The 23,829-nt window shown below is 69.9% G+C and carries 28 protein-coding genes and 3 tRNA genes; 9 read left to right on the forward strand and 22 right to left on the reverse strand.

Annotated elements, in window-relative coordinates; genetic code table 11:
- Positions 1–96 precede the first annotated feature (96 nt).
- Together cls and AC0HS0_RS16450 are read right to left on the reverse strand one after the other, a co-directional pair.
- Positions 97–1,575, reverse strand: a complete 1,479-nt coding sequence (gene cls / locus AC0HS0_RS16445; RefSeq protein ID WP_472965210.1) for a cardiolipin synthase — start codon at positions 1,573–1,575, stop codon at positions 97–99.
- A gap of 70 nt (positions 1,576–1,645) precedes the next feature.
- A complete protein-coding gene (locus AC0HS0_RS16450) occupies positions 1,646–1,819 on the reverse strand; it encodes a hypothetical protein (protein ID WP_200935216.1) in 174 nt (57 codons plus the stop codon).
- Between the two features lie 9 nt (positions 1,820–1,828).
- On the opposite strand from AC0HS0_RS16450, the gene AC0HS0_RS16455 reads away from it, so the two are divergent.
- Entirely contained in the window at positions 1,829–2,773 is a 945-nt protein-coding gene (locus AC0HS0_RS16455) for a cytochrome c oxidase assembly protein (protein WP_472965211.1), read from the forward strand.
- An 18-nt stretch (positions 2,774–2,791) separates the two neighbouring features.
- On the opposite strand, the gene lysS is transcribed toward AC0HS0_RS16455, so the two are convergent.
- The 12 genes from lysS to AC0HS0_RS16515 form a co-directional block, all read right to left on the reverse strand.
- Positions 2,792–4,333 (reverse strand): lysine--tRNA ligase, encoded by a 1,542-nt coding sequence (lysS, locus tag AC0HS0_RS16460; RefSeq protein ID WP_472965212.1) that lies wholly within the window; start codon positions 4,331–4,333, stop codon positions 2,792–2,794.
- Positions 4,334–4,427: 94 nt separating this feature from the next.
- Positions 4,428–5,303, reverse strand: coding sequence for a pantoate--beta-alanine ligase (gene panC, locus AC0HS0_RS16465; protein WP_472965213.1), 876 nt, complete (start codon positions 5,301–5,303; stop codon positions 4,428–4,430).
- A gap of 79 nt (positions 5,304–5,382) precedes the next feature.
- Positions 5,383–6,198 (reverse strand): Rossmann-like and DUF2520 domain-containing protein, encoded by an 816-nt coding sequence (locus AC0HS0_RS16470; RefSeq protein ID WP_472965214.1) that lies wholly within the window; start codon positions 6,196–6,198, stop codon positions 5,383–5,385.
- The gene (locus tag AC0HS0_RS16475) at positions 6,195–7,895 is read right to left on the reverse strand and encodes a PH domain-containing protein (RefSeq protein ID WP_472965215.1); all 1,701 of its coding nucleotides are present in this window, start codon (positions 7,893–7,895) and stop codon (positions 6,195–6,197) included. The genes AC0HS0_RS16470 and AC0HS0_RS16475 overlap by 4 nt, the downstream gene beginning before the upstream one ends.
- Positions 7,892–8,377, reverse strand: coding sequence for a PH domain-containing protein (locus AC0HS0_RS16480; protein WP_472965216.1), 486 nt, complete (start codon positions 8,375–8,377; stop codon positions 7,892–7,894). The genes AC0HS0_RS16475 and AC0HS0_RS16480 overlap by 4 nt, the downstream gene beginning before the upstream one ends.
- On the reverse strand, positions 8,361–8,837 hold the full coding sequence (locus AC0HS0_RS16485; RefSeq protein ID WP_472965217.1) for a DUF3180 domain-containing protein: 477 nt from the start codon (positions 8,835–8,837) through the stop codon (positions 8,361–8,363). Before AC0HS0_RS16485 ends, AC0HS0_RS16480 begins: the two co-directional genes overlap by 17 nt.
- Positions 8,834–9,406, reverse strand: coding sequence for a 2-amino-4-hydroxy-6-hydroxymethyldihydropteridine diphosphokinase (folK, locus tag AC0HS0_RS16490; protein ID WP_472965218.1), 573 nt, complete (start codon positions 9,404–9,406; stop codon positions 8,834–8,836). The genes AC0HS0_RS16485 and folK overlap by 4 nt, the downstream gene beginning before the upstream one ends.
- Positions 9,403–9,801 (reverse strand): dihydroneopterin aldolase, encoded by a 399-nt coding sequence (gene folB / locus AC0HS0_RS16495; protein WP_472965219.1) that lies wholly within the window; start codon positions 9,799–9,801, stop codon positions 9,403–9,405. Before folB ends, folK begins: the two co-directional genes overlap by 4 nt.
- Positions 9,794–10,597 carry a dihydropteroate synthase gene (gene folP, locus AC0HS0_RS16500; protein ID WP_472965220.1) on the reverse strand — a complete coding sequence of 268 codons (804 nt, stop codon included), beginning with the start codon at positions 10,595–10,597 and terminating at the stop codon, positions 9,794–9,796. Before folP ends, folB begins: the two co-directional genes overlap by 8 nt.
- A 91-nt stretch (positions 10,598–10,688) precedes the next feature.
- Entirely contained in the window at positions 10,689–11,264 is a 576-nt protein-coding gene (folE, locus tag AC0HS0_RS16505) for a GTP cyclohydrolase I FolE (RefSeq protein ID WP_472965221.1), read from the reverse strand.
- Between the two features lie 12 nt (positions 11,265–11,276).
- Positions 11,277–13,280 carry an ATP-dependent zinc metalloprotease FtsH gene (gene ftsH, locus AC0HS0_RS16510; protein ID WP_472965222.1) on the reverse strand — a complete coding sequence of 668 codons (2,004 nt, stop codon included), beginning with the start codon at positions 13,278–13,280 and terminating at the stop codon, positions 11,277–11,279.
- Positions 13,281–13,362: 82 nt separating this feature from the next.
- Complete coding sequence (locus AC0HS0_RS16515; RefSeq protein ID WP_472965223.1) at positions 13,363–13,713, reverse strand: nuclear transport factor 2 family protein; 351 nt, start codon at positions 13,711–13,713, stop codon at positions 13,363–13,365.
- Positions 13,714–13,819: 106 nt separating this feature from the next.
- On the opposite strand from AC0HS0_RS16515, the gene AC0HS0_RS16520 reads away from it, so the two are divergent.
- Positions 13,820–14,089 (forward strand): type II toxin-antitoxin system Phd/YefM family antitoxin, encoded by a 270-nt coding sequence (locus AC0HS0_RS16520; RefSeq protein ID WP_472965224.1) that lies wholly within the window; start codon positions 13,820–13,822, stop codon positions 14,087–14,089.
- Complete coding sequence (locus AC0HS0_RS16525; protein WP_472965225.1) at positions 14,086–14,352, forward strand: type II toxin-antitoxin system RelE family toxin; 267 nt, start codon at positions 14,086–14,088, stop codon at positions 14,350–14,352. The genes AC0HS0_RS16520 and AC0HS0_RS16525 overlap by 4 nt, the downstream gene beginning before the upstream one ends.
- 10 nt (positions 14,353–14,362) lie before the next feature.
- Here the strand turns inward: AC0HS0_RS16525 and AC0HS0_RS16530 are convergent, their stop codons facing one another.
- The 3 genes from AC0HS0_RS16530 to tilS are packed head-to-tail and all read right to left on the reverse strand — an operon-like array spanning position 14,363 to position 16,448.
- Positions 14,363–14,785: a DUF1801 domain-containing protein gene (locus AC0HS0_RS16530; protein ID WP_472965226.1), complete on the reverse strand. Its 423-nt coding sequence runs from the start codon at positions 14,783–14,785 to the stop codon at positions 14,363–14,365.
- Between the two features lie 17 nt (positions 14,786–14,802).
- Positions 14,803–15,354: a hypoxanthine phosphoribosyltransferase gene (hpt, locus tag AC0HS0_RS16535; protein ID WP_472965227.1), complete on the reverse strand. Its 552-nt coding sequence runs from the start codon at positions 15,352–15,354 to the stop codon at positions 14,803–14,805.
- Positions 15,355–15,371: 17 nt separating this feature from the next.
- Entirely contained in the window at positions 15,372–16,448 is a 1,077-nt protein-coding gene (gene tilS / locus AC0HS0_RS16540; RefSeq protein ID WP_472965374.1) for a tRNA lysidine(34) synthetase TilS, read from the reverse strand.
- 83 nt (positions 16,449–16,531) lie between these two features.
- Between tilS and ppa the strand changes: the two genes are divergently transcribed.
- The gene (gene ppa, locus AC0HS0_RS16545) at positions 16,532–17,023 is read left to right on the forward strand and encodes an inorganic diphosphatase (RefSeq protein ID WP_472965228.1); all 492 of its coding nucleotides are present in this window, start codon (positions 16,532–16,534) and stop codon (positions 17,021–17,023) included.
- Positions 17,024–17,120: 97 nt separating this feature from the next.
- Here ppa and AC0HS0_RS16550 read toward each other — a convergent pair whose 3' ends face one another.
- Positions 17,121–18,458, reverse strand: coding sequence for a C40 family peptidase (locus AC0HS0_RS16550; RefSeq protein ID WP_472965229.1), 1,338 nt, complete (start codon positions 18,456–18,458; stop codon positions 17,121–17,123).
- Complete coding sequence (locus tag AC0HS0_RS16555; RefSeq protein ID WP_472965230.1) at positions 18,451–19,710, reverse strand: peptidoglycan DD-metalloendopeptidase family protein; 1,260 nt, start codon at positions 19,708–19,710, stop codon at positions 18,451–18,453. The genes AC0HS0_RS16550 and AC0HS0_RS16555 overlap by 8 nt, the downstream gene beginning before the upstream one ends.
- A gap of 346 nt (positions 19,711–20,056) precedes the next feature.
- Here AC0HS0_RS16555 and AC0HS0_RS16560 point away from each other — a divergent pair.
- From AC0HS0_RS16560 to AC0HS0_RS16575, 4 genes are all read left to right on the forward strand, one after another.
- Positions 20,057–20,129 (forward strand) — tRNA-Glu (locus AC0HS0_RS16560).
- Between the two features lie 37 nt (positions 20,130–20,166).
- Positions 20,167–20,243, forward strand: a tRNA-Asp gene (locus AC0HS0_RS16565).
- Between the two features lie 62 nt (positions 20,244–20,305).
- Positions 20,306–20,381, forward strand: a tRNA-Phe gene (locus AC0HS0_RS16570).
- A gap of 62 nt (positions 20,382–20,443) precedes the next feature.
- On the forward strand, positions 20,444–20,815 hold the full coding sequence (locus tag AC0HS0_RS16575; protein ID WP_472965231.1) for a low affinity iron permease family protein: 372 nt from the start codon (positions 20,444–20,446) through the stop codon (positions 20,813–20,815).
- 34 nt (positions 20,816–20,849) lie between these two features.
- On the opposite strand, the gene AC0HS0_RS16580 is transcribed toward AC0HS0_RS16575, so the two are convergent.
- The gene (locus AC0HS0_RS16580) at positions 20,850–21,077 is read right to left on the reverse strand and encodes a CDGSH iron-sulfur domain-containing protein (protein WP_472965232.1); all 228 of its coding nucleotides are present in this window, start codon (positions 21,075–21,077) and stop codon (positions 20,850–20,852) included.
- Complete coding sequence (locus tag AC0HS0_RS16585; RefSeq protein WP_472965233.1) at positions 21,074–22,111, reverse strand: iron-containing redox enzyme family protein; 1,038 nt, start codon at positions 22,109–22,111, stop codon at positions 21,074–21,076. The genes AC0HS0_RS16580 and AC0HS0_RS16585 overlap by 4 nt, the downstream gene beginning before the upstream one ends.
- 92 nt (positions 22,112–22,203) lie before the next feature.
- Here AC0HS0_RS16585 and AC0HS0_RS16590 point away from each other — a divergent pair, with 92 nt between their 5' ends.
- Positions 22,204–23,259 carry a carboxylate-amine ligase gene (locus AC0HS0_RS16590; protein WP_472965234.1) on the forward strand — a complete coding sequence of 352 codons (1,056 nt, stop codon included), beginning with the start codon at positions 22,204–22,206 and terminating at the stop codon, positions 23,257–23,259.
- On the opposite strand, the gene AC0HS0_RS16595 is transcribed toward AC0HS0_RS16590, so the two are convergent.
- On the reverse strand, positions 23,245–23,823 hold the full coding sequence (locus tag AC0HS0_RS16595) for a hypothetical protein (RefSeq protein WP_472965235.1): 579 nt from the start codon (positions 23,821–23,823) through the stop codon (positions 23,245–23,247). The two genes, AC0HS0_RS16590 and AC0HS0_RS16595, sit on opposite strands and share 15 nt — an antisense overlap.
- Positions 23,824–23,829 lie beyond the last annotated feature (6 nt).

Consider the following 23,829-nt stretch of genomic DNA (forward strand, 5'->3'; position numbering starts at 1 on the left):
CGCCAACGGAGGAGATCCGTTCCGACACGCCACCCAGCCGCAGCCATCGGAGGATTTCGGGTCCGCCGCGGCGCGCATCTCCTCCGTTGCCGTCCCCTACTGCAGCGCCGACGTCAGCCGGGCCAGGTTGTCGAGCACGGTCGAGCGCAGCGGTTGCCGCATCCACTCCTCGAGGGTGAGCTCGCGGCTGTCGCGGCGGTAACCGTCCTCGACTTTGCGCATCTCGTCGACGAACGAGCGGCCGCGCACCATCAACGAGACCTCCATGTTGAGCAGGAACGAGCGCATGTCCATGTTGCTCGACCCGATCACCGCGACGTCGTCGTCGATCGTGAAGTGCTTGGCGTGGAGGATGTACGGGGCCTTGTACATCCAGATGCGCACGCCGGCACGCAGCAGCGCCTCGTAGTAGGAGCGCTGCGCGTGGTAGACGAGCGCCTGGTCGCCGATCTCGGAGACGAACAGCTCGACCGCGATGCCGCGCTGCGTCGCTGTCGTGATGGCCGTGAGCATCGCCTCGTCCGGCACGAAGTAGGGCGACGTGATGACGATGCGCTCCTGCGCGTAGTACAGCAGCGCGAGGAACAGCCGGAGGTTGTTCTCGCCTGCGAACCCGGGACCGGAGGGCACCACCTGGGCGTCCAGCTCGTCCCGCTCCTCGGCGTTCCGCACGTCTTCCTCGGTGATCGGCTCGGTCTCGCGGCGGAGCAGCTCGTCGGTCTCGCTGTACCAGTCGGTGATGAAGATCGCGTTGAGACCGGCGACGATCGGGCCCTCGAGCCGCACAATCAGCTCTTTCCACTTGAGGCCGCGCTTGATGTTCGACTTCTTGTTGTAGCTGCGGTCGATGACGTTCTGCGACCCCATGAACCCCACCCGGCCGTCCACGATGAGCAGCTTGCGGTGGTTGCGCAGGTCGGGGCGCTGATAGCGCCCCTTGAACGGCTGCACCGGCAGCATCAGGTGCCACTTGGCGCCCATGGCCGTGAGCCGTTCGATGGTGGCCTTGTAGTCGGGCGTGCGCCGCGACGCGATGTGGTCGAGCAGCACGCGCACGACGACGCCGCGCTTCACCGCGGCCTCCATCGCCTCGAAGAACGGGGTGGTGGTCTTGTCGAGCGTGAGGATGTAGAACTCGACATGCACGTAGCGCTTCGCGTTGTCGATGGCAGCCGTCATCGCCGCGAGCGACTCCTCGTAGTGGCCGTTGAGCCGGGCCCGGTTGCCGCCGACCAGCGGCATGGCGCCCAGGTTGCGGTTGAGCTCGACCACCGACTCCAGCCACGGAGGCCACGGGTGGTCGCGGCGCACCCGCTCGATGCCCTCGGTGCTGTCGATGATGAAGCGGTTGATCTCGTCCTGCTTCTCGCGCCGCCTCTTCGGAAGTTTGTAGCTGCCGATCAGCAGGAAGAACAGCACGCCGATGTACGGAATGAGGAAGATCGCGAGCAGCCAGGCGGTCGCCGACGTCGGCTTGCGGTTGCGCGGGACGACGATGATCGCGATGACGCGGATGACGAAGTCGACCAGCAGCAGCAGCACCACGATCGTCGTGGTCAGGAAACCCGCGTCCATTCAGGCCCCCTCCGGCGTTCGCGCGTCGAGGACCGGGATGAGTGCCCTCTCTCGCCTACCGTAGCGGGCGCTAGCTCTTCGGAGCGAGACCGCGCCGGGCGCGCTCTTCGGCCTCCATGCGGGAGTAGACCTTGCGCTCGGTGCGGTCGGCGCGCACGATCGCGCGCATGATCAGCCAGAACAGCAGGCCGACGAGCACGGTCGGGGCGAGCGCCCAGACGATTCCACCGATGATGTCTCCCATAGCGGGATAATGGTAACTCGCGTACATGTACGTTCTGCCCCGCCCCTGGCCGACCCTCCCCGGAGTTGCATCACGCCTCCCCTCCTCGTCTTCTTCACCACCTGGTCGTTCGACCCGGCGGCCGCTCTCGTGCTCGTCGCGGCGGCCGTGCTCTATCTCGGCGGAGTGAGGTCGCTGCGCCGCCGCGGCCACCACTGGCCCGCCCGCCTGACGGCGATGTACTTCCTGCTCGGCCTCGGTTCGTACACCGTGATCTCGTTCGGGTTCCTCGGGGCCGAGAGTCACGAGCTGCGCTGGGCGTTCACGACCCGGATCGCTCTGCTGCTCTTCGTCGTCCCGGGGCTCGTCAGCCTCGGGAGGCCGATCGCGCTCGCCCGCGCCGCCCTCGGCGCGCAGGGGCAGGGCCGCACCGACCGCTTCCTCCGGTCGCGCCCGGTGCGCCTGTTCGGCAACGCGATCTTCGCGACGGTGTTCGCCTGCGTGGCGTTCATGATCTTCCTGACGCCGATCGCGGCCGTGCTGCGCGACAACCCCTGGTCGGAGTGGACGATCTCGGTGCTCGTCCCGCTCGCCGGACTGCTGATGGTGCTGCCGATCGCGGCACACTCCGTGCTGCGCACGAGCTTCTTCATCACGGTGGAGTTCCTGCTCGCGTTCGTCGCGATGATCCTCGACGCGATCCCCGGCCTCCTGCTTCGGCTGAACGACGCCGTGCTCGATCACGCGCCCGCGGTCGCGGGAAACGTGCCGTTCTGGTTCCCGAACGCGCTGCACGACCAGCACCTGTCCGGCGACTTCCTGTGGTTCATCGCGGAAGTCGCGGACGTGCCGGTGCTGGTGCTGCTGTTCGTGCGCTGGATGCGGCTCGACCGCCGCGAGGGCAAGAAGCTCGACGAGCTGAGCGACGACGAGATGGAGGCGCTCACCCAGGCTCACCTCCGCCAGCACGGCTGAGCGGAGTCGCCCGAAGAGTTACTTCACGAGCGGGAAGAGGATGGTCTCGCGGATGCCGAGTCCGGTCAGGGCCATCAGGAGGCGGTCGATGCCCATGCCCATTCCGCCCGTCGGGGGCATGCCGAATTCGAGGGCGCGCAGGAACTCCTCGTCGAGACGCATCGCCTCGTCGTCACCGGCCGCCGCCAAGCGGGCCTGCTCGATGAAGCGCTCGCGCTGCACGACGGGGTCGACCAGCTCGGAGTAGCCGGTCGCCAGCTCGAAGCCGCGGGTGTAGAGGTCCCACTTCTCGACGACGCCGTCGCGCGACCGATGCGCGCGCACCAGCGGGCTGGTGTCGACCGGGAAGTCCATCACGAACGTCGGGCGTACGAGCCCGGACTTCACGTGGTGCTCCCACAGTTCCTCGACGTACTTGCCGGGCAGCGGGTGCGGCACCTCGATCTCGGCGTCAGCGGCGAGCTCGCGGAGGCGCGACATCGGCGTCTCGGGCGTGATCTCTTCACCGATGGCCTCCGAGAGGCTGTCGTACATGCGGATGCGGTCCCACTGGCCGCCGAGGTCGTACTCGGTGCCGTCGGCCCAGGTGACGACGTGCGAGCCGGAGATCGCGACGGCGGCGTCTTGGATGAGCTGCTGCGTGAGGTCGGCGATGGAGTTGTAGTCGCCGTAGGCCTGGTAGGCCTCCAGCATCGCGAACTCGGGCGAGTGCGTCGAGTCGGCGCCCTCGTTGCGGAAGTTGCGGTTGATCTCGAAGACCCGGTCGATGCCGCCGACGACGGCGCGCTTCAGGTACAGCTCGGGGGCGATGCGCAGGAAGAGGTCGGTGTCGAACGCGTTGGAGTGCGTGACGAACGGGCGGGCGGAGGCGCCGCCGTGCATCACCTGGAGCATCGGCGTCTCGACCTCCACGAAGCCCTGCCCGGCGAAGGTGCTGCGCAGGCTCGCGACGGCCGCCGCACGGTCGAGCACGTTGCGGCGCGCCTGGTCGCGGGCGATCAGGTCGAGGTAGCGCGAGCGCACGCGCGTCTCCTCGCTGAGCTCGTTGTGGAGGTTCGGCAGGGGCAGGATCGCCTTCGACGCGATCTCCCAGCCGCGGACCATGATCGACAGCTCGCCACGGCGGCTGGAGATCACCTCGCCCGAGACGAAGACGTGGTCGCCCAGGTCGACGAGCTCCTTCCAGCGTGCGAGCGACTCGTCGCCCACCTCGGCGAGCGAGATCATCGCCTGGATGCGGGAGCCGTCGCCCGACTGCAGCACGGCGAAGCACAGCTTGCCGGTGTTGCGCTGATGCACGACGCGGCCCGCGAGGCCGACGGTCTCGCCGGAGGCCTGGTCGGCCTCCAGGTGCCCCCACGCGGCACGCACTTCGGGGATGGTGGTCGTCACCGGCACCTGCACCGGGTACGCGCCGCCGCCCGCGTCGCCGGCCTCGGCGATCAGGCGCTCGCGCTTCGCCAGCCGGACCGACTTCTGCTCCGAGATCTCATCGGCGGTGAGTTCGCCGTCGCTGAGTTCGCCGTCGGGGGTGCTGGCGGTTGCGGGCGCTTCGGTCATCGTGTCTTTCCGTTCCGGCGGTTCGGTGCTGGCTGTGGTCTGCTGTGGCGGGTGGAGCGTGCGGTGTCGTGCGGTCTGGTTCGGGAGGCCGGGCTCAGCCGAGCGTGATCCTGGCGTTGTCGATCAGGCGGGTGGAGCCGACGCGCGCGGCGATCAGCAGCAGCGCCGGGCCGTGGAGGCCGGCGCCCGCCTCGAGGAACGTATCCTGATCGACGATCGCGAGATAGTCCAGTTTAACGACCGGCTCGGCCTCCACGCGCGCGGTCGCAGCGGCGAGCGCGGCCTCCACTCCGCCCGGCGCTGCCTCGGCGCCCGCGGCGAGCGCCTGGGACAGCGCGACGGCCGCGCGGCGCTGGTCGTCGTCGAGGTAACGGTTGCGGCTCGAGAGGGCGAGCCCGTCGTCTTCGCGCACGGTGTCGACCACGGCGATCGTGACGGGGAGGTCGAGCTCGTCGACCATGCGGCCCACCAGGTGCACCTGCTGGGCGTCCTTCTGTCCGAACACGGCGACGTCGGGCTGCACGATGTTGAGCAGCTTGGCGACCACCGTGAGCATGCCGTCGAAATGCCCTGGCCGCGAAGCGCCCTCGAACATCGTCCCGACGTCGCCGGCGGTCACCCGGGTGGAGGTCGGCCCCTGCGGGTACATCTCGGCGGCGGTCGGTGCGAACACCAGGTCGGCGAGGCCGTCGAGGGCCTCCACGTCGGCGTCGAGCGTCCGCGGGTAGCGGTCGAGGTCCTCACCCGGCCCGAACTGCAGCGGGTTGACGAAGATCGAGACGACGACCAGGCCGCCGAGGTCGCGCGCGCGGCTCACGAGCCGCAGGTGGCCGCGGTGCAGAGCACCCATCGTGGGTACGAGGACCACACGGCCGACCGGCGCGTCGGCAGGTCCGTCGAGGGCGGCCTCCCGCCGGGCGCTCGCGACGCGCTCGCGCAGTTCGGCGATGGTGGTCACGACGTCCGGCATGAACGGGTCTCCTCTGGGTGTGTCGCAGATCCTGGGTGGTGCGTTCGCGGGGCCTCGGTATCGGGAGGCCGCATCCAGGCTACTCGCCGCGCAGGAACCAGCCGCGCCCGTCGTCTTCGGCCGGGCCGTCGCCGGGCCGCGCGCCGCCGACGCCGCCTGCACTGCCGCCGAGCTCGTCGAGCAGTCGCGCCTCGAGCGAGCTCGGCGCACCCGCCCGCGTCAACGCGTTGTCGACGGCGGAGCGCAGCAGCGAGCTGAGGAACGAGCCGGGGTTCTCCACGCCGATCCCGGCGAGGATGCCGGTGGACTGCTCCACGATCGAGCGCGAGAAGGCCGTCGCGGTCGCGATGGCCTCCGCGTACGCGGGCCGGTCCTGCTCGGCGATCACCACGGGCTCGCCGCCCATCTCGACCACGAGGGCCTGCGCGATCGGCAGCACCGGAGCCGGAGCGGTGACGGCGAACCAGCTCTCCCCCAGGCGGGACAGGTCGAGGCTCGTGCCCGTGAACTCGAGGGCGGGATGTACGGCCAGCGGGATGGCACCGGCCTCCGCCGCCGGGCGCAGCACGCCGACGCCGTGACCGGGGGCGGTGTGGAGGACGAGCTGGCCGGGCTGCCAGGTGCCGGTCGCGGCGAGCCCGGCGACCAGCCCGGGGAGCTCGCGGTCGGGCACGGCGAGGATCACCAGCTCGCTGCGCTCGACCAGCGTCGGCACCTCCAGGATCGGCGCCTGCGGCAGCATGGCCTGCGCGCGCTCGCGGCTCTCGGCCGACACCGCCGAGATCCCGACGATCGCGTGGCCCGCGCCGGCCAGGGCGGCGCCGAGCACGGGCCCGACCCTCCCGGCTCCGACGATGCCGAGGCCCAGGCGCCCCGAGCGTGCTGCGGCGTTCATGCGTCCTCCTCAGGGGTGTCGTCTCGCGGAGCGGGCCGCGTGCGCTGGTCGGCGGCCGGCGCGGGTGCGACCGGCCGGTGCACCCCCCAGCGGTGGCTGCGGTCGCCGGCCGCGGCCTCCACCGCCCGTGCGGCGACGGTCTCGAACAGCTCGACGCCGGTGACGGAGTCCATTGCGCCGAGCCGCGGGCGCACCGGCCCCGAGACGGTGTGGAACCGCGTCTCGGCCAGCCCCAGCACGCGGTCGATCGGCCCCTGCTGCAGCTCGAGGCTCTGCAGCCGGGCCAGCGGCACGATCGCCAGGCTGCGCCAGACGAACCCTCGCCGCAGCAGCACGACACCGTCGACCATCCGGAACCCGGTGCGCTGCCACGACAGCGGCCGCAGCCACACGGCACGGCGCGGGCTGCCGGTGAAGGCGTCGTGACCGCGGGAGGTCATCCCCTGCAGGATCGCGTCGCTGTGCTCGGCGGTGAACGTCGGCAGCACGAGCGCGAGCACGCGCGCCACGTCGGCCTGGTCGCCGACCGGCAGCATAGTCGTGTTCGGCTGCCCGGCCGCGCCCTTCTCGCGCGAGTGCCCTGCGGTGTCGATGCGGATCTGCCACCAGCCGAACGGCCGCCACAGCAGCGGCTGCTGCACCTCCACTGCGTGCACACGGCCGGGAGGGAGGGTCTCGTTGCTCGTGCTCAGGAGGCCGAAGCCGACGCGGACGCCGTCAGGTGTGCCGGCGATCGAGTAGCGCAGCGACTTGGTGAAGCGGTTGATGTAGAAGCTGGCGGAGCCGATCAAGCCGGGGAGCACGACGATGAGCAGCCACGGCGCCCCTCCCGCCGAGCCGATCACCAGCAGCACGATCACGACGACCACGAAGATCGAGAAGCCGCTCAGCACCAGCGAGCCCGCGAGCCGCAACGGCGGGATCTTGACGACCGACTCGGGCGGGGCCGCGTTCGGGTCGAGCTCGGGGGCGAGGAAGTCGTTGACGCGCTGGCCGATGAAGTCGCCGACCTGAGCGGTGCGGGAGGGCGTGGGCGCCTGGGCGGGGGAGGCCGTGCCCGCCGCCTCTGCCGCCTCCGCGGCCCGCACACCGGAGGCGAGCCGCAGCACGTCCGACCGCAGACCATCGGCCAGCACCGAGCCGAGGTACGCCAGCTGCACGTTCGCGTCGTGTCCCGCCACCGTGATGTCGAGCTTCGCCGCGCCGAAGATCCGCGCCAGCACCGGTCGCACGATGTTGATGCCCTGGATGCGGTCGAGCCGTGCCTTGCGCTGCGTGCGGAACAGGATCCCGCTGCGCACCTCCACGGCGTCGTCGGTGATCCGGAAGCTGTGCATGCGCCACGACACGTAGAACGCCGCGAGGCAGCCGAGCAGCACGACGGCGATGCCCAGCAGCGCCCAGCCCTCCCAGCCGTGGTTGACGATCGCGTCGATCGGGTCGCCGCCGACATCGGGGGCGCCGACGAAGAAGCTCACGAGCCGCTCGCGCAGGTTCGACAGCACGAAGCCGAGCACGGCGATGAACACGATGCCGCCGCGCAGCAGCGGCGTGGCCGGGTGGAGGCGGTGCCACTCGCCGTCGGTGAGGTGCTCGGCGGCGCGTTCGGCCGCGTTCAGCGGGCCGCCGGGCAGGGGAGCCTCCGGCTGCGGGGCGCTGGGAACCGGACCACCCGTCGGCGGCCCCTGCAGGCTCACAGTCCCGCCCGGCGGCTCTCCGCCAGGTCCACGAGGCGGTCGCGCAACTCGGCCGCTTCGGCCTCGGGCAGGCCGGGAACGACGACGTTGGTCGACGCGGCCGCCGTCACGAACTTCAGGTCGGCCAGGCCCAGGATCCGCCCCACCGGCCCGCGCGTGATGTCGATGAGCTGCATGCGCCCGTACGGCACCGATACGAAGCGCTGGTACATGATGCCGCGGCGGAACAGCAGGTCGTCGTCGCGCAGGAGGTAGCCGATCGACCGGGTGCGGCGGTTGGCGACGAACAACGAGATCAGCGTGACGACCCCGACCACGATCAGCGCGATCCACGCCCACGACCAACCCGCCACGAGCCAGAGGACCACCGACGCAGCGCTCAGCACCAGCCCGCTGAGCAGGGTGCTGACGACCACCACCACGACGTACTTCGGAGAGACGCGGTTCCACTCCCCGACGGAGAGGTCAATGCGAGCGGGCACGGGCGGTCTCCGGGTCGTCGTCGTCATCAGGAGGCAAGGTGCAGAAGAACTCGGCGACCAGGCCCGCGACCAGCAGGATGATCGCGCCCGCCGTCCCCAGAGCCGTCAGCAGCACCGCGTTGGAGGCCGGGAGCACGTCTCTGGTCAGCAGGTACAGCAGGAGGCCGATGCCCACGCCGGTCAGCAGCGCCCCGCTCAGGCTGCACGCCTTGGCGAACACGACGATGCGCATCGCCTGGAACGGGTCGATGCGGCGGGAGCTGCGCCCCCGCACCGCCCGGCGGATCGGGATGGCGAAAGCCACGATGATGACCGCGATGGCCACGAGCGTGATCGGGAGCGTCAGCGGCGGAACGAACACGGCGATGCCGATGCCGGAGGCCGCGAGCTCGACCAAGAAGCCGACGACCACCCCGGCCACGCCGAGCCCGATGAGGGAGGTCGGACGCGTGCGCTTCACGAGCGGGGCCTCCCGCCGTCGTCGCTGTCGTCGTCGCCGGGCGCCTCGTCGTAGAGCACCACCGGATCGGTCGCTGCCCCAGCGAGCGCCGCCACCGGCCCGTACCCGGCGAGCACCGCGTCGGGATCGACCTCGAGCCACGGCACCAGCACGAACGCCCGCTCGTGCGCCCGCGGGTGCGGGAGGACGATGCGCGGGTCGTCGTCGGCGACGATCCCGCCGTAGTCCACGATGTCGATGTCGATGGTGCGGTCGCCCCAACGCTCCTCGCGCACGCGGCCGAGGGCGTCCTCCACCTGGTTGACTACGGCGAGCAGGGCCAGCGGGTCGAGGATCGTGTGTACGCGGGCGACCGCGTTGAGGTAGGCGGGCGCCTCCGCCGAGATGCCTTCGGGCTTCAGCGCGGGGGTCTCGTACAGGTGCGACACCGCCTCGATGCGGAGGCCGGCGTCTTCGCCGAGCATCCGCAGGGCCTCCCGGATCGTCGCGGCGCGGTCGCCCAGGTTGCTGCCGAACGCCAGCACGGCCGGCGACCCGACCCGGAGGCGCTCCGGGCGCGGGGCGTTCACGACCGGCCCCGGAGGATGCGCACGGCGACGTCGTCGAAGGGGACCTCGATGGGCGCGTCGGGCTTGTGGACGGTGACCCAGACCGAGTGCACCTGCTCGTGGGCGAGCACCACCTCGGCGACCCGCTCGGCGACGGTCTCGATCAGGTCGACCGGGTCGCGCCGAACAGCGTCGGCGATCTCGGTGGCGAGCTCGCCGTAGTGGACCGTGCGTCCCAGGTCGTCGGCGGCGGCCGACGGCGACAGATCGAGGTGGGCCTGCACGTCCACGACGAAGTCCTGGCCGTTCTCGCGCTCGAAGTCGTAGACGCCGTGGTGCGCACGCACGCGGAGCCCCTTCAGGAGGATCGCGTCCTGGGGCCTGACGCGGGCCGAGATGGCATCGGAATCAGTCATCGCGTCCAGCTTGCCACGCCCGAACCACATCCAGGGCGATCCGCGTCGACGCCACGTCGTGAACGCGAACGGCCCAGACGCCCGCCTGCGCGGCGAGGGCCGAGATGACCGCAGTGGGCGCGTCGCGATCCTCCACGGCAGCGTCGTCCGGCAGCAGCGCGCCGAGGAACCGCTTGCGGGATGCGCCGATGAGCACCGGGTAGCCGAGGGTCTCGAACTCGTGGAGGCCCGCCAGCACCTGCCAGTTGTGGGACGCGTTCTTGGAGAAGCCGAGACCGGGGTCGAGCACCAGCTTGGCCGGGTCGACGCCGCGGTCGAGGAGGTCGGTGACCCGGGCCGACAGCTCGTGGCGCACCTCCGCCACCGTGTCGGTGTAGACCGCGCGGGAGTCCGCGGCGTCGAGCCGCCCGCGCCAGTGCATGACCACGTACTGGAGGCCGGTGTCGAGCACCGCGTCGGGCATCCCCGGGTCGCCGAGGCCTCCCGAGACGTCGTTGATGATCGCGGCGCCGGCGTCGGCGGCCGCCCGGGCAGTGGAGGCGTTGAGCGTGTCGACGCTGACGTTCACCCCGAGGCCGGCGAGGGTACGGATGACCGGAACGACGCGCGCCTGCTCCTCCGCCGGGTCGACCCGCACGGCACCCGGGCGCGTGGACTCGCCGCCGACGTCGATCAGGTCGGCGCCCTGTGCGACCAGGTCGAGCGCGTGCGCGACGGCGGCGTCCGGCTCGAGCCAGCGGCCTCCGTCGCTGAAGGAGTCGGGCGTCACATTGAGCACACCCATGACGAGGGTCACGCCCGCGCACCCCTCGCGGACGCCGCGACACATTCGTCACGAATGTCACGATTCGTGCCACGAATGTCGAGATTCGTGACGAATCCCGTGGTCATGCGACGCCCCGGCCGATGAGGGCGATGAGCTCGGCGCGGGCGGCCGGCTCGGTGAACGCCCCGCGCGCGGCGATCGTCACGGTGGTGGCGGCCGTCTGCCGGGCGCCGCGAGTCGTCACGCACTCGTGGGAGGCATCGAGGACGACGAGCACACCGCGCGCCGCGGCGCCGCTCTCGATGGTGTCGGCGATCTGCTCGGTGAGCCGCTCCTGCAGCTGCGGTCGCGCCGACAGGGTCTCGATCACGCGCGGGATGCGGCCCAGGCCGATAACGGTCTCCCCCGGCAGGTACGCCACGTGGGCGACACCGAGGAACGGCAGCAGGTGGTGCTCGCACACCGAGCGGAACCGGATGTCGCGCAGGATCACCGTCTCGGCGTTCGCGCCCTCCAGCGGCACGGGCTCGCCGAGCTGCGAACGCGCGTCGACGCCGACTCCCGCGAAGAACTCCTCGTAGGCGTCGGCGACCCGGGAGGGTGTCTCACCCAGCCCCGGACGCGACGGATCCTCGCCGATTGCGGCGAGGATCTCGGCGACGGCCGCCTCGATGCGTGCGCGATCGAAACCGGTCATGCGGCGCGCGGCCTAGGCCGTCGCCGGCCGCGGCTTGATGGCGGGAGAGCGCTTGGGCTTCGACGACGGCGGCTCGGAGTCCACTCCACCGTCGACCGCACCGGCGTCGATCGGCGCCTTCGGGAACTCGATGGGCGGCAGGTCAGAGATCGGCCGCTTGTCGCTGGAGAGCCACTGCGGGCGCTCCGGCAGCTTCTTGACATCGGCGAAGATCTCGGCGATCTGGTTGTGATCGAGCGTCTCGTGCTCCAGCAGCGACGCCGCCAGCCGGTCGAGCACTGCGCGGTTGTCGTTGATGACCTCCCACGCCTCGTCGTGCGCCTTCTCGATGAGCGCGCGCACCTCGGAGTCGACGCGCTCGGCGATGCGCTCCGAGTAGTCGCGCTGATGGCCCATGTCGCGACCGAGGAACATCTCGCCGTTCGCCTGCCCCAGCTTGACCGAGCCGATGTCGGCGCTCATGCCGTATTCCGTGACCATCTTGCGGGCGATGGAGGTCGCCTTCTCGATGTCGTTGGAGGCGCCGGTGGTCGGGTCGTGGAACACGATCTCCTCTGCGACGCGGCCGCCCATGGCGTAGGCGAGCTGGTCGAGCAACTCGTTGCGGGTGACCGAGTACTTGTCCTCCAGCGGCATCACCATCGTGTAACCGAGGGCGCGACCGCGCGGGAGGATCGTGATCTTGGTCACCGGGTCGGTGTGGCGCATCGCCGCGGCGGCGAGGGCGTGGCCGCCCTCGTGGTACGCCGTGATCAGCTTCTCCTGGTCTTTCATGACCCGGGTGCGCTTCTGCGGACCCGCGATGACGCGGTCGACCGCCTCATCGAGCGCCCGGTTGTCGATCAGCTGCGCGTTGGACCGCGCCGTGAGCAGAGCGGCCTCGTTGAGGACGTTCGCGAGGTCGGCTCCGGTGAAGCCCGGCGTCTTGCGGGCGAGCACCTCGAGGTCGACGGAGGCCGCGAGCGGCTTGCCGCGCCCGTGCACCTCCAGGATCTTCTTGCGGCCGAGCAGGTCGGGGGCGTCGACACCGATCTGGCGGTCGAAGCGGCCGGGGCGCAGCAGCGCGGGATCGAGGATGTCGGGACGGTTGGTCGCCGCGATCAGGATGACGTTCGTCTTCGGGTCGAAGCCGTCCATCTCGACGAGCAACTGGTTGAGCGTCTGCTCGCGCTCGTCGTGCCCGCCGCCGAGGCCGGCGCCACGGTGACGGCCGACGGCGTCGATCTCGTCGATGAAGATGATCGCGGGCGAGTTCTCCTTGGCCTGCTGGAACAGGTCGCGCACGCGGCTCGCGCCGACGCCGACGAACATCTCGACGAAGTCGGAACCCGAGATCGAATAGAAGGGCACGCCCGCCTCTCCCGCGACGGCGCGGGCCAGCAGCGTCTTGCCGGTGCCGGGAGGGCCGTACAGCAGCACGCCCTTGGGGATGCGCGCGCCGACCGCCTGGAACTTGGCGGGCTCCTTGAGGAAGTCCTTGATCTCCTGCAGCTCCTCGATGGCCTCGTCGGACCCGGCGACGTCGTCGAAGGTGACCTTCGGCGTCTCCTTGGTGACGAGCTTCGCCCGCGACTTGCCGAACTGCATGACCTTGTTGCCGCCGCCCTGCATGCCCGAGATCATGATCCAGAAGAACACGCCGATGAGCAGCGCGGGGATGAGGAAGCCCAGGATGTTGACCAGCCAGTTCGGCTGGGGCACCTCGTCGTCGTAGCCCTTGGGCAGGTTGGCGTCGTCGATCGCCTTGACGACGTCCTGGCCGCGCGGGGTGACGTAGTAGAACTGCACCTGCGTGCCGAGCGAGCCGTCCGCCTGCTTGAGCGTCAGGTCGACGCGGTTCTCACCGTCGACGATCTTCGCGCTCGACACCTTGTCCTGCGAGAGGAGGTCGAGGCCCGCCTGCGTCGTGACGCTCTTGAAGCCCGACATCGTGATCAGGCTGGAGCCGATCCACACCGCGATGATCGCGAGCACGACGTACAGGATCGGGCCGCGGAAGATCTTCTTGACGTTCATGGTGCGACCACAGTACCGCCTGACCGCTGTGGGTCGGCTGCGTGTTCGCTCTGGGCGGCCTTGACGATCCGGGCGGTGCCGTTCAGCCGGTGGGCAGGATGGCGGGCCAGTACTCGACGATCATGCCGTCGTCCACGCGCACGAAGTCGTGCCCGGCGAAGGCCATCGTCTCGTCGCCGAGTCGGCAGCGCGCGATCCAGCGGGCCGCAACCACGCCGTCCCCGACGAGCGGCCCTGCCTGGACGTCGAACTCGACGCTGTCGAACTGGTCCACGGTCTCGGCGATCGCGCGGGCGAACCCGCGCGGCCCGACGACGTCGCCCTCCGGCCAGTGCCCGACGGCGTCCGCCGCGATGATCGGCTCGAGCGCGGCGTGCCGGTCGCTCCACGCGGCCAGCCAGCGCCGGTAGAGCTCGGTGGGTTCGTCAGGCATGCGGACATCGGACCACTCCTGCGGCACAGACGCAAGTGGAACGGGACGAATAGGTCTAAACGCCCCAAAAGACCCAATTGGCTTGATCGGCGGTAGACTCGTGCGCATGACTACCGCCATGCCCGTGTCCGAGGCCAAGCAGCACCTCGGAGCACTCGTCGACCGTGCGCACCTCCAACATGAGCTCATCTCGCTGAGCAAGCGGGGTCGCCGAGTCGCCGTGCTGGTGGACGCCGACGACTTCGACCGCATGGTCGAACGCCTCGAAGAACTCGACGATGCCCAGGCTGCGATCGCCGCCCGGCGCGAACTGCAGGAGACCGCCGCTGAACCGATCCCGTGGGACGAGGTGAAGTCGGAGCTCGGCCTGGCATGACCTACCGGATCGACATCGCTCCCTCCGCCGTGCGAGAGCTGCGCAAACTCGACCCGGCCGCGCGTCGACGCATCCAGGCGGCCATCGAACTTCTCGCCGATGTGCCGCGGCCTCCCGCGGCGAGACCGCTCGTCGACAGCGGCGGCGCCTTGCGCGTTCGGGTCGGCGACTACCGGATCGTCTACGACATCGAGGACGACCGGCTCGTCGTCCTGGTACTGAGGGTCGCGCACCGGCGCGAGGTCTACCGCACGCCGGGCTGAGCGCGAAGCCTCAGCCCGCGACGTCGTCCCCGCGTCCCCAGGCGATCGCGATCAGCTGTCGCAGTACCGTGAGGTCGATGTCGGCGAGGGTGCGCACATACACGCAGCCGGCGCCCTCCGTGTAGGTTCCGAGAGACGGGAGCAGGGCCGCACCGGCCGGGAGGTCCTTGATCCCGTAGAGCGACAGTTGCGCCTTGCGCGGCGAGAAGCCCGTCTTGGGCCAGTCGCCCTGACGGCGCGGGTCGGACGGCGAGACGTAGCGGTAGCTCCCGTAGCCCACGATCGACGGCCCCCACATCACGGGGTCCACGCCGGTCACCTCGCGGAAGAGCTCGGCGAGCGCGAGGCCGTCCTCTCTGCGGCGAGCCGGACTGGCGGCCTCCAGGAACCCGCGGACGTCCACGTCCGTCGGTTTCGTCTTCTGCTCGGCCATCAGCGGTGCGACGCGCGTCAGCTGTAGACGGCCGGCGCGAGGATGCCGACGCCGCGGAGGTTGCGGTAGCGCTCGGCGTAGTCGAGGCCGTAGCCGACGACGAACTGGTTCGGGATCTCGAAGCCGACGTACTTGACGTCGATCTCGACCCGGGCGGCGTCCGGCTTGCGGAGCAGGGTGAAGATCTCGATCGACTCCGGGCCGCGGCTGTGCAGGTTCGCGAGCAGCCACGAGAGCGTGAGCCCGGAGTCGATGATGTCCTCGACGATCAGCACGGTCTTGCCGCTGAGGTCGGTGTCCAGGTCTTTCAGGATGCGTACGACGCCGCTCGAGGCCGTGCCGCTGCCGTACGAGCTGACGGCCATCCAGTCCATCGTCACGGGGATGCGCAGCTCACGGGACAGGTCGGCCATGACCATGACCGCGCCCTTGAGCACGCCGACCAGGAGGACGTCCTTGCCGGCGTAGTCGGCCTCCACCTGCCGGGAGAGCTCGGCGATGCGGGAGCGGATCTGCTCCTCGGTGATGAGAATCTCGGTCAGGTCGTCGTGAACGTCCGTGAGTTCCATGGGGGAGGCGCTGTCCTTTAGCTGTCGGGGTGAAACGTGAGCAGGCCGTTCTGCCTGACAACTCTAACGCCTGGCAGGCTGAGCGGACCCTGGCCGTGCCAGGCCGTGATCAGCTCCGCGACGGCCAGCGTGTGCGCCCGGCTGAGGGACACTCCGAACTCGGCCGAGACGACCAGTCGGATGATGCGCTGGCGCAGCGCCGCCGGGTCTGCGGCGAGGCCCCGCACGTCGAGGGCGACGGCGCCGTCGTCGGTCTGACTCACCAGTTCCTGCGCCCACTCGAGGGCGAGGCCGTCGAGCGCCTCGTCGTCCTCCCGCAGCTGCTCGGCGGTGCGGGCGAGCGCCTCGGCGACGCCGGGACCGAGCTCGTCCTCCAGGGCGGGCAGGAGGCGGTTGCGCACCCGGACGCGCGTATAAGAGGGGTCGTCGTTGTGCGGGTCGTCCCACGCGGTCAGGCCGCTGTCGGCGCAGAACGCGCGCGTCACGCTTCGGCGCAGCCCGAGGAACGGGCGCAGCAGCCCACCGGTGTCGGGCCGCATGCCCTGCAGGCTCGACGGCCCGGAACCGCGGGCGAGCCCGAGCAACACCGTCTCCGCCTGGTCATCGAGTGTGTGCGCGAGCAGGATGCGCTCCGCGCCCGTCGCGCGCCTGGCGCGGTCGAACGCCGCGTGCCTCGCCGCGCGCGCCTCGCCCTCCGGTCCGCGCTCCCCCGCGCCGACCTCCACCCGTTCGACGAGCACCGGATCGAGGCCGAGAGAGCGCGCCCGCTCGGCGGCGGTCTCCGCGACGTCCGCCGACCCGGCCTGGAGGCCGTGGTCGACGACGACCGCGCCCGCGCGGTAACCCCGCCGCGGCGCCTCGAACGCGGTCGCGGCGGCGAGCGCCAGCGAATCGGCTCCCCCGCTCAGCCCGACGAGCACGAGTGCGCCCGGTGCGAGCGGAGCCGGCCGGACGGGGCCGTGGTCATCATGCGGGTCGGTCGCGGGGAGGCCGGCCGCGGCGGCCAGTGACGCACGCACGGCCCGGCGGGCGTCGGCGATCGGCGGGGTCAACCGGGGGCGCCGGGGAGCATCGCCGTCGGTCCCGCCGTTCATCCCATCCGACGCATCACCCGAGGAGCCGTTGAGGTGCATCCAGTAACGTTAGTGCAGATTTCCGACAGCTAAGGAGCAACGGCATGGCCGAATACGACGTCGTCATCGAGATCCCCAAGGGGAGCCGCAACAAATACGAGGTGGACCACGAGACCGGCCGCGTGTACCTCGACCGCGTGCTGTTCACCAGCTTCGTCTACCCGACCGACTACGGCTTCTTCGAGAACACCCTGGGCGACGACGGCGACCCGCTGGACGTCCTGGTGCTGCTCGAGTACCCGGTCTTCCCGGGTGTGGGCGTCAAGGTCCGTCCGGTCGGAGTGCTGAACATGTCCGACGAGGCCGGCGGCGACGCGAAGATCATCGCGGTGCCCTACAAGGACCCGCGCTGGCAGCACATCCAGGACATCACCGACGTGCCGGAGCAGACCCGCAAGGAGATCGAGCACTTCTTCGCCCGCTACAAGGACCTCGAACCGGGCAAGTTCGTCAACATCGAGGGCTGGGGCGACGCCGCCGAGGCCGAGGCCATCATCGAGAAGGGCTTCGCCAAGCTCGCCGCCGAGGGCCACTGACCTTTTCGCGCTCGAACAGAACCGCCGAGGCGGCAGATAATCTGCCGCCTCGGCGGTTTTTCGCGTAGTTCGCGCCGTTTCGGCGGCGCGAACGGGGTCAGGCGGAGGGCCGCGCGACCTGCGACCAGGGCGAGCCCCAGACGGACTGGATCTTGACGACGTCGCCCTCGGTCGGGGCCGCGATCATCATGCCGCCGCCGATGTAGATGCCCACGTGGTAGAAGTTGCCGGGACCGGAGCCCCAGAAGATCAGATCGCCGGCCTGGCGCTGGCTGTAGGGGACGATCTGCCCCCGGCCGCGCGCAGTGAAGTACTGGTCGTTGACGGAGTGCGAGCCGATATAGAGGCCGGCGTAGGCGTAGGCCTTCATCGTGAGACCGGAGCAGTCGTAGCCGGTCGGCCCCTCGCCGCCGAAGATGTACGGCTTGCCGAGCTGTGCGCGGGCGTAGGCGATGGCGGTCTGGACCACGTTGCCGTTCGGCGGTGCGACCGAGCCGCCGCCGGACGAGCCGCCGCTCGACGAGCCTCCACCGGAGGACCCGCCGCCCTGCTGCTGCTGCTGTTGTTGCTGCTGTTGTTGCTGCTGCTGTTGCTGTTGCAATGCCTGCTGCCGGCGCGCCTCCTCCTCCTGCGCCTTTCGCGCGGCCTCTTGAGCGGCCTTGACGGCCTCGCCCTGCAAATACGCGGCCTCGACCTGGGTGGAGGTGTTCTTGAGCGTCGCGAGCTGGGCGACCAGCTCGGTGGACTTGGTCTGCTGCTCGGCGAGCGCGCTCTGCGCTGCGGCCTGCGCGCTCTGGGCGGCGGCGAGCGCCTTGTCGGCCTCGGCCTTCAGCGACTGGCGCTCGGTCGTGGCGACCTTCGCCTGTGCGGTCAGGGCCTCCGCAGTGTTCTTGTCTTTGGTGGCCTGTTCGTAGACGGCCTTCGACTGCTCGGTCAGCTTGCTCATGGTGCCGAGCTGGAAGAGCAGCTTGTCGGCGCTCTCGCCCGAGCCTCCGCCCTTGAGCAGGAGCTCGGTGCTGACGTCGCCGCCGCCGCCCGCCTTGGCGAGATGCGAGGCCAGGAGGCCGGCACGCATCTGCGACGTCTTGGCCTTCGCCGCGGCCGACGACGCCTGGCCCTGGAGGTCGTTCTCCTTGGCCGTCGCCTTGTCCAGCGCGTCCTTGGCCTGGAAGTAGGCTTCCGCCGCCTTCTCGGACGCGATCCGCGCGGCGTCGACGGTGGACTGGAGGTTACCGATCAACGCGGTGATGTTGGCGACCATCGCCTGCTGGTTCGCGACGTTGGCCTTCGCCTGCTGCACGTCGTTCCACGACGGGTAGTCGACGGCCTGCGCCGGCGTGACGATGCCGATGGAGGCAGTGACCGCACCCATGACGCCGGCGCCGATCGCCAGCCCGGGGCGGATGCGCGAGTTCTTGGAGGAGTCGCTAGCCAAGGGGTGCCTGCCTATCTCTCATGAAGGGGATCCCGTCGATCTTCTGATCGTTCACCCGGACTTCGAAGTGCAAGTGGCAGCCGGTCGACGCGCCGGTGGTGCCGACGCGAGCGATCGGCTGGCCGGCGCCGACGCCCTGGCCGATTCCGACGAGGATGCCGCCGTTGCGGATGTGGGCGTAGCCGGTCTTGATGCCGCCGCCGTTGTCGATGAGGACGAAGTTGCCGTAACTGCCGTCGGGCCCCGCGTAGATGACCGTGCCGCTGTGGGCCGCGTAGATCGGGGCGTTGCACGAGGCGCCGATGTCGATGCCCATGTGGTAGGTGCTGCCCACGCCGCCGGGCGACGGCCGGGCGCCGAACCCGTCGGTGATCGGACCGGCCGCCGGGACCGCCCAGCCCTGCGGGCCGACGTATCCGCCGGGGAGGCCTCCCGACCCGCGCGCGGCGGCCGCAGCCGCGGCGGCGGCCACGCCCGCCTCGTAACCCGAGACCGTCTTGGCCGTGGCGTCCCGCAGTGCGGCGAGCTGCGCCTGCATGATCACGATCTGCTTCTGCTGCTCCGCGAGCTTGTCCTGCGCGGCCTTCGCGGCGGCGACGGCGGCCTGGAGGGCGCTCTCGGCCGCGATCCGCAGCTTCTCGCGTGCCGCCTTGGCGACCTCCGCCTGCGCGGAGAGCGACTTGGCGGTGTTCTGGGCGACCTTCGCGTCGGTGTAGATCTTGTCGGACTGCTCGGTCAGCTTGGACATGCTGCCGAGGTCGGAGAGCAGCTGCTCAGGGGTGGACCCGGTCGCGCCGTTGCCGCTCAGGAAGAGGTTGGCCGTGAGGTTGCGGCCGCCTGTGCGGTAGAGCTGGGCGGCGAGCTTGCCCGCCTGTGCGCCCGCGGCGTCGGCCTTCTGCTGGCTCGCCGCGGCCTGGGACTCGAGCTCTCTCGCCCTCATGTCCGCTTCGTCATAGGCGGCCTCCGCCGCCTGCAGCTCCTCGCCCCGCTTCTGCGCGGCCGCCTGCGTGTCGGAGACCTCTTGGTTCAGCTGCGCGATGAGGGTCGTGATGCGCGTGACCTGCGCTGCGGCCGCACCCTCGTTCGCCTTGGCGTTCTGGACGTCCTGCCAGCTGGGATAGTCGGCGTAGGCCGGCGCGGCGATGGAGCCGACCACTCCGGTGGCGACGATCGCGCCGACGGAGAGCAGACGGATCAGGGCTCGCCGGGAGCGTCCCCGCCTGGGCAGCTCGTCACTCGTCTCGCGTCTCATACGTCCGTCACCTCGTACCCGTCGCAGTCAGCATCATCAGTCACACGAATCACACGGGTCTCGTCATCACCAGATGCAACTTTAGCAACATCGGGGTGCCGTCGCCCGGGTCGGGAGGGCGTCGGTGCACGATCGGACCACGTGCGGGTCGCACGGACGACAGGGGGGCCGTCGCTCGCAATCTACCCGTGGAAAGACGGGGCTCCCGGGCATTTCGCCGGGGCGTGGCGGGAACCCGGCGACGTCGACCCGCCCGGGCTGCAGCCCCGATTCGCTTTCTGTCAGGGACTTCCGTATGCTTATGCGTCGGTGGTCATCGGAAAAAGAAAGTCTTCCGAGACGGTCCGGCCCCATCGTTTAGTGGCCTAGGACGCCGCCCTTTCACGGCGGTAGCACGGGTTCGAATCCCGTTGGGGTCACGATGGCATCCTCTACAATTGAACAGCAACACAGTTAGGCCCTGTAGCGCAGTTGGTTAGCGTGCCGCCCTGTCACGGCGGAGGTCGCGGGTTCAAGTCCCGTCAGGGTCGCCAAGGCGACAAGCCCTTCCAATTGGAAGGGCTTCCGTCTAGGTGGGCAGAATCAATTGCCTTCCGGCTCTGTAGCTCAGTTGGTAGAGCGTTCGACTGAAAATCGAAAGGTCACCGGATCGATGCCGGTCGGAGCCACCAAAGAAAACCCCCGGATTCCAGCGGAATCCGGGGGTTTTCGTTGACGGGGTGAAGTCGCCGAAGTGGTCTTCGACCACAACGGGTCCGGCTGGTTCGATCGTTTCGCTGACAAGGCGTCGAAGCTCGCCAGCAAGGCATGGTTCTTCGCCTTCTGCGTACTGCTGGTGGTGGTCTGGGCGCCGTCCATCTTCATCCTGAAGAGCGTCGACACCTGGCAGTTGATCATCAACACGGCGACGACCATCGTGACGTTCCTCTTGGTAGCGCTGCTGCAGAACAGTCAAGAACGCTCCGATCAGGCGATCCAACAGAAGCTCAACGCGATCGCCGACTCGTTGGCCGACATCATGGACGAACAGGGTCTGCCGAACAATGCTCGAGAGCTGCGCGAAGCGGTGGGTTTGGAGAACTACGAGAGCAGCGATAGCCACTAGCACAGGCCCTCGATGGAGCCCGTCCGCCGTCGCCCTATTCGTCTCCTGGAGACGGCGGATCCGTCCGGAAGCCGGTGAGTTTATGGCTTCCGTCGCAGTACGGCTTGATCGTGGAGACCCCGCAGCGGCACAGGGCGATCGTGCGGCGACGCTGCTCGATCGGTTCGCCTTCGGTGTCCACGATCGCGACCGGTCCGCGCACCAGCAGAGGGCCATCCGGGCAGGCGACGATCGTCACCTCGGCGTCAGCGTGCCCGCTCACGCTGCAGCGCCTGCCTCTTCGCGCAGCGAGCTGCGTCCCGCCTGCCAGCTGTCCAGCAGGTGCTCGCCGACGAGTCCATCCACAAGCAGGCAGCATCTCGCCCCGAACACGATGTCCTCCAGCAGCTCGGGATGCTCCTGGGCAAGGCCGCCAGCCAGGTCGCGCCCGGCGATCTGCTCGTGCACCGCGTCCGCTTCTACGTGCTCGTCGTAGTACTCGGTCACATCCTCGCCGAATCCCAATCGGCGGAAACCGTTGCCGTAGAGGCGATTCGGGACCGACGATGTCATCTCGAACGCCGCCAGGTGACCGACGATGGCGCCACGTAGGCGTCCGTTCAGCCCGAACATCGACATCATGTTGAACGACGCCAACGTGATGGCCGGCACCCGGTCCACGTAGACGCCGTACCGGTCGTCCAAGCCGACGCCGCGCATGGTCCGCGCGAAGATCGCCGCGTGGATGCGGTGGGGGTGACCGCCGCCGTACTCATCGGACTGGACCTCGACCAGTCCGGCCTTGGCTCGGCCGGTCAGCCGAGGAATGGCCCACGAGTGCGGGTCCGCCTCCTTCAGCGTGTAGATCGAGCGCTGGATCACGAACTCGATCGCCTGCTCCCGGGTCGCCTTCTTCGCCACATACCGGGAGAGGCTCGGGCCGGTGTCTTCGGCCGTCACGGCGAAGAGGTACGACGCCACCGCGTCGGCGTCCGGCTCCGGTAGCGCGCAGTCTCCGACGAGGTCGCGCAGGCGGCGCTCGAACCGCTCCTCGATCGTGGTGCGCACGGCGACCTGAAGCGGATTCCATTCCCACCGACCGTCGCTGTCTGTCACGCCGCCGTAGGACAGGCCGTAGCTCAACAGCAGAGTGACCTGGAGGTCGTCGTCGTAAAGGATGTCCGGCTCCGTTTCGAGCGCTCGCTCGGCGAGCTCGAGCGCTTTCGCCATCGCCGGCGCCTCGCGCTCGGCGGGTGTGCCCAGCGCTTCCAGGAATTGCGCGCTCACGGGTCCGCGCGCACTGATCGATACGGTCATGCATCGAAGGTCGGACGATTCGGGCGCGCCGTCAAGGCGTTGAACATCCGTCTCTACCCCGCTACGTTCGCGGCAGCAGAAGGGATGCGTGGGTGGCGACGACGATCGGGGCGGAAGAGGAGTTCATCCTGCTCGACCCGATCTCACTGACGCCGGTCGATCGGGCCGCCGAAGCGCGAACCGCCCTCAGCGACACCGATCGCGACGGCGAGTTGATGGCGGAGTTCTTCCCCTCGCAGCTCGAGTTCGCCTCCCCGGTCTGCTCGACGGCGGCCGAGCTGAGCAGCGCGCTGGCGGGCTTCCGGGATGAGCTCGGCCGGTGGGCGCGTGAGCACGGGGTGGTCGCCGCGGGGACCGGCGTCCCCTTCCATGTCACCGGTCGCGCGCAGGTCACCGACTCCGCGCGCTACCGAGACATCGCGGATGACTTCGGCCGCATCGTCGCCGACCACCAGATCAACGGTCTGCACGTACACGTCGGAATGCGCGATCGCGATGACGCCGTTCTCGCCCTCAACCGACTCCGGCCTTGGCTGCCGACCCTGCTCGCGCTCTCCGCCAACTCCCCGTTCTGGGAAGGCGCAGATACCGGGTTCGACAGCTGGCGCGCGATCCACAGCCGCCGCTGGACCACCCACGGGATCCCGCCCGCCTTCCGGGACGCCGAAGACTATGCGCGACGCACGGCAGCGCTCCGCGGGATCGGCGGCACGTCCGACGCGGGAACGCTCAACTGGGTCGTCCGCCCGTCCGAGAAGTACCCGACGCTCGAGGTGCGCGCCTTCGACGCCCAGCTCGATGATCGGACCAGCATCGCGCTCGCCCTCCTCGTGCGCGGGATCGTCGATGCAGAGCGAGACGAACGACCCCACGAGGCGGAACTCCTGGACGCCGCATACTGGCACGCGGCGCGATACGGGCTCGAGCACGATCTGTTCGATCCCCGAGCCGGGCGGATGCGCCCAGCCGACGAGGTCGTCGAGGCCCTCCTCGACGCCGCCGGCCCTGGACTCGAACAGCACGGCGACCGGGAACGCGTCCGATCGGTGGTCGGACGGATCCTCGAGCGCGGTAACGGGGCCACCCGGCAGAGACGGGCGTATGGCGAAGGCGGTCCGCCTGCCTTGGCGGAGCTACTCACCGGGTGAACGACGAAGCCGCGTGATCAGTCGCCCGGCGAGGACGACGGCCAGCACCCACGGGCCGACGACGAGTATCGGGTCGAGCCAGCTGTGCTTGACGTCCGCACGGCGCACGCCGTAGCGCGACGAAAGCGGCCGGTGGCCGAACTCGCTCCGCACGCCGGACTCGGTGATCGGATCGTCGGGCCTGCGCGAGGCGAGCGAACGGAGGTGCGCGGTGATCGCATCCACTCGGTCTCCGGCGACGAGGAGGAGCCAGTGCGCGGTCTGCCCCTCGCTGTACCGACGGTAGGCGAGAGCGCGAATCGCTCCGGCGACGCCGTGCAGCGGCTGGGCAGTGCCGAACACGGGCGGCAGCATCGTGTGCTCGATCGACCGCTCCCGGAGGCGCCCGGCCGAGTCCTGTCGCTGGGGGAAGGTCCAATGCGCACCCGTGCCCTCGGCGTCGTACCGCTCTCGGGGATACGAGGGCCGATCGGCCGGGTCGCTGTCGACGCCCCAGCCGGGGATCCGAGCGCGCAGCGCCTCCCGGTCGATGTGCTTCTCGTGGTCGCCTGCGATGTACGGCATGATCCT

The organism is Leifsonia sp. PARNA 1/14, assembly GCF_055720965.1.

Coding starts and splice junctions, on each gene's coding strand:
- tilS (WP_472965374.1), bottom strand. CDS start 16,448: ATGAACGGCGGGACCGACGGCGATGCTCCCCGGCGCCCCCGGTTGACC.
- hpt (WP_472965227.1), bottom strand. CDS start 15,354: ATGGAACTCACGGACGTTCACGACGACCTGACCGAGATTCTCATCACC.
- folE (WP_472965221.1), bottom strand. CDS start 11,264: ATGACCGGTTTCGATCGCGCACGCATCGAGGCGGCCGTCGCCGAGATC.
- folB (WP_472965219.1), bottom strand. CDS start 9,801: ATGACTGATTCCGATGCCATCTCGGCCCGCGTCAGGCCCCAGGACGCG.
- AC0HS0_RS16555 (WP_472965230.1), bottom strand. CDS start 19,710: ATGAGACGCGAGACGAGTGACGAGCTGCCCAGGCGGGGACGCTCCCGG.
- AC0HS0_RS16525 (WP_472965225.1), top strand. CDS start 14,086: ATGACCTACCGGATCGACATCGCTCCCTCCGCCGTGCGAGAGCTGCGC.
- panC (WP_472965213.1), bottom strand. CDS start 5,303: ATGCCGGACGTCGTGACCACCATCGCCGAACTGCGCGAGCGCGTCGCG.
- ftsH (WP_472965222.1), bottom strand. CDS start 13,280: ATGAACGTCAAGAAGATCTTCCGCGGCCCGATCCTGTACGTCGTGCTC.
- AC0HS0_RS16530 (WP_472965226.1), bottom strand. CDS start 14,785: ATGGCCGAGCAGAAGACGAAACCGACGGACGTGGACGTCCGCGGGTTC.
- AC0HS0_RS16595 (WP_472965235.1), bottom strand. CDS start 23,823: ATGCCGTACATCGCAGGCGACCACGAGAAGCACATCGACCGGGAGGCG.
- lysS (WP_472965212.1), bottom strand. CDS start 4,333: ATGACCGAAGCGCCCGCAACCGCCAGCACCCCCGACGGCGAACTCAGC.
- cls (WP_472965210.1), bottom strand. CDS start 1,575: ATGGACGCGGGTTTCCTGACCACGACGATCGTGGTGCTGCTGCTGCTG.
- AC0HS0_RS16520 (WP_472965224.1), top strand. CDS start 13,820: ATGACTACCGCCATGCCCGTGTCCGAGGCCAAGCAGCACCTCGGAGCA.
- AC0HS0_RS16450 (WP_200935216.1), bottom strand. CDS start 1,819: ATGGGAGACATCATCGGTGGAATCGTCTGGGCGCTCGCCCCGACCGTG.
- ppa (WP_472965228.1), top strand. CDS start 16,532: ATGGCCGAATACGACGTCGTCATCGAGATCCCCAAGGGGAGCCGCAAC.
- AC0HS0_RS16515 (WP_472965223.1), bottom strand. CDS start 13,713: ATGCCTGACGAACCCACCGAGCTCTACCGGCGCTGGCTGGCCGCGTGG.
- AC0HS0_RS16455 (WP_472965211.1), top strand. CDS start 1,829: ATGGTAACTCGCGTACATGTACGTTCTGCCCCGCCCCTGGCCGACCCT.
- AC0HS0_RS16585 (WP_472965233.1), bottom strand. CDS start 22,111: ATGACCGTATCGATCAGTGCGCGCGGACCCGTGAGCGCGCAATTCCTG.
- AC0HS0_RS16470 (WP_472965214.1), bottom strand. CDS start 6,198: ATGAACGCCGCAGCACGCTCGGGGCGCCTGGGCCTCGGCATCGTCGGA.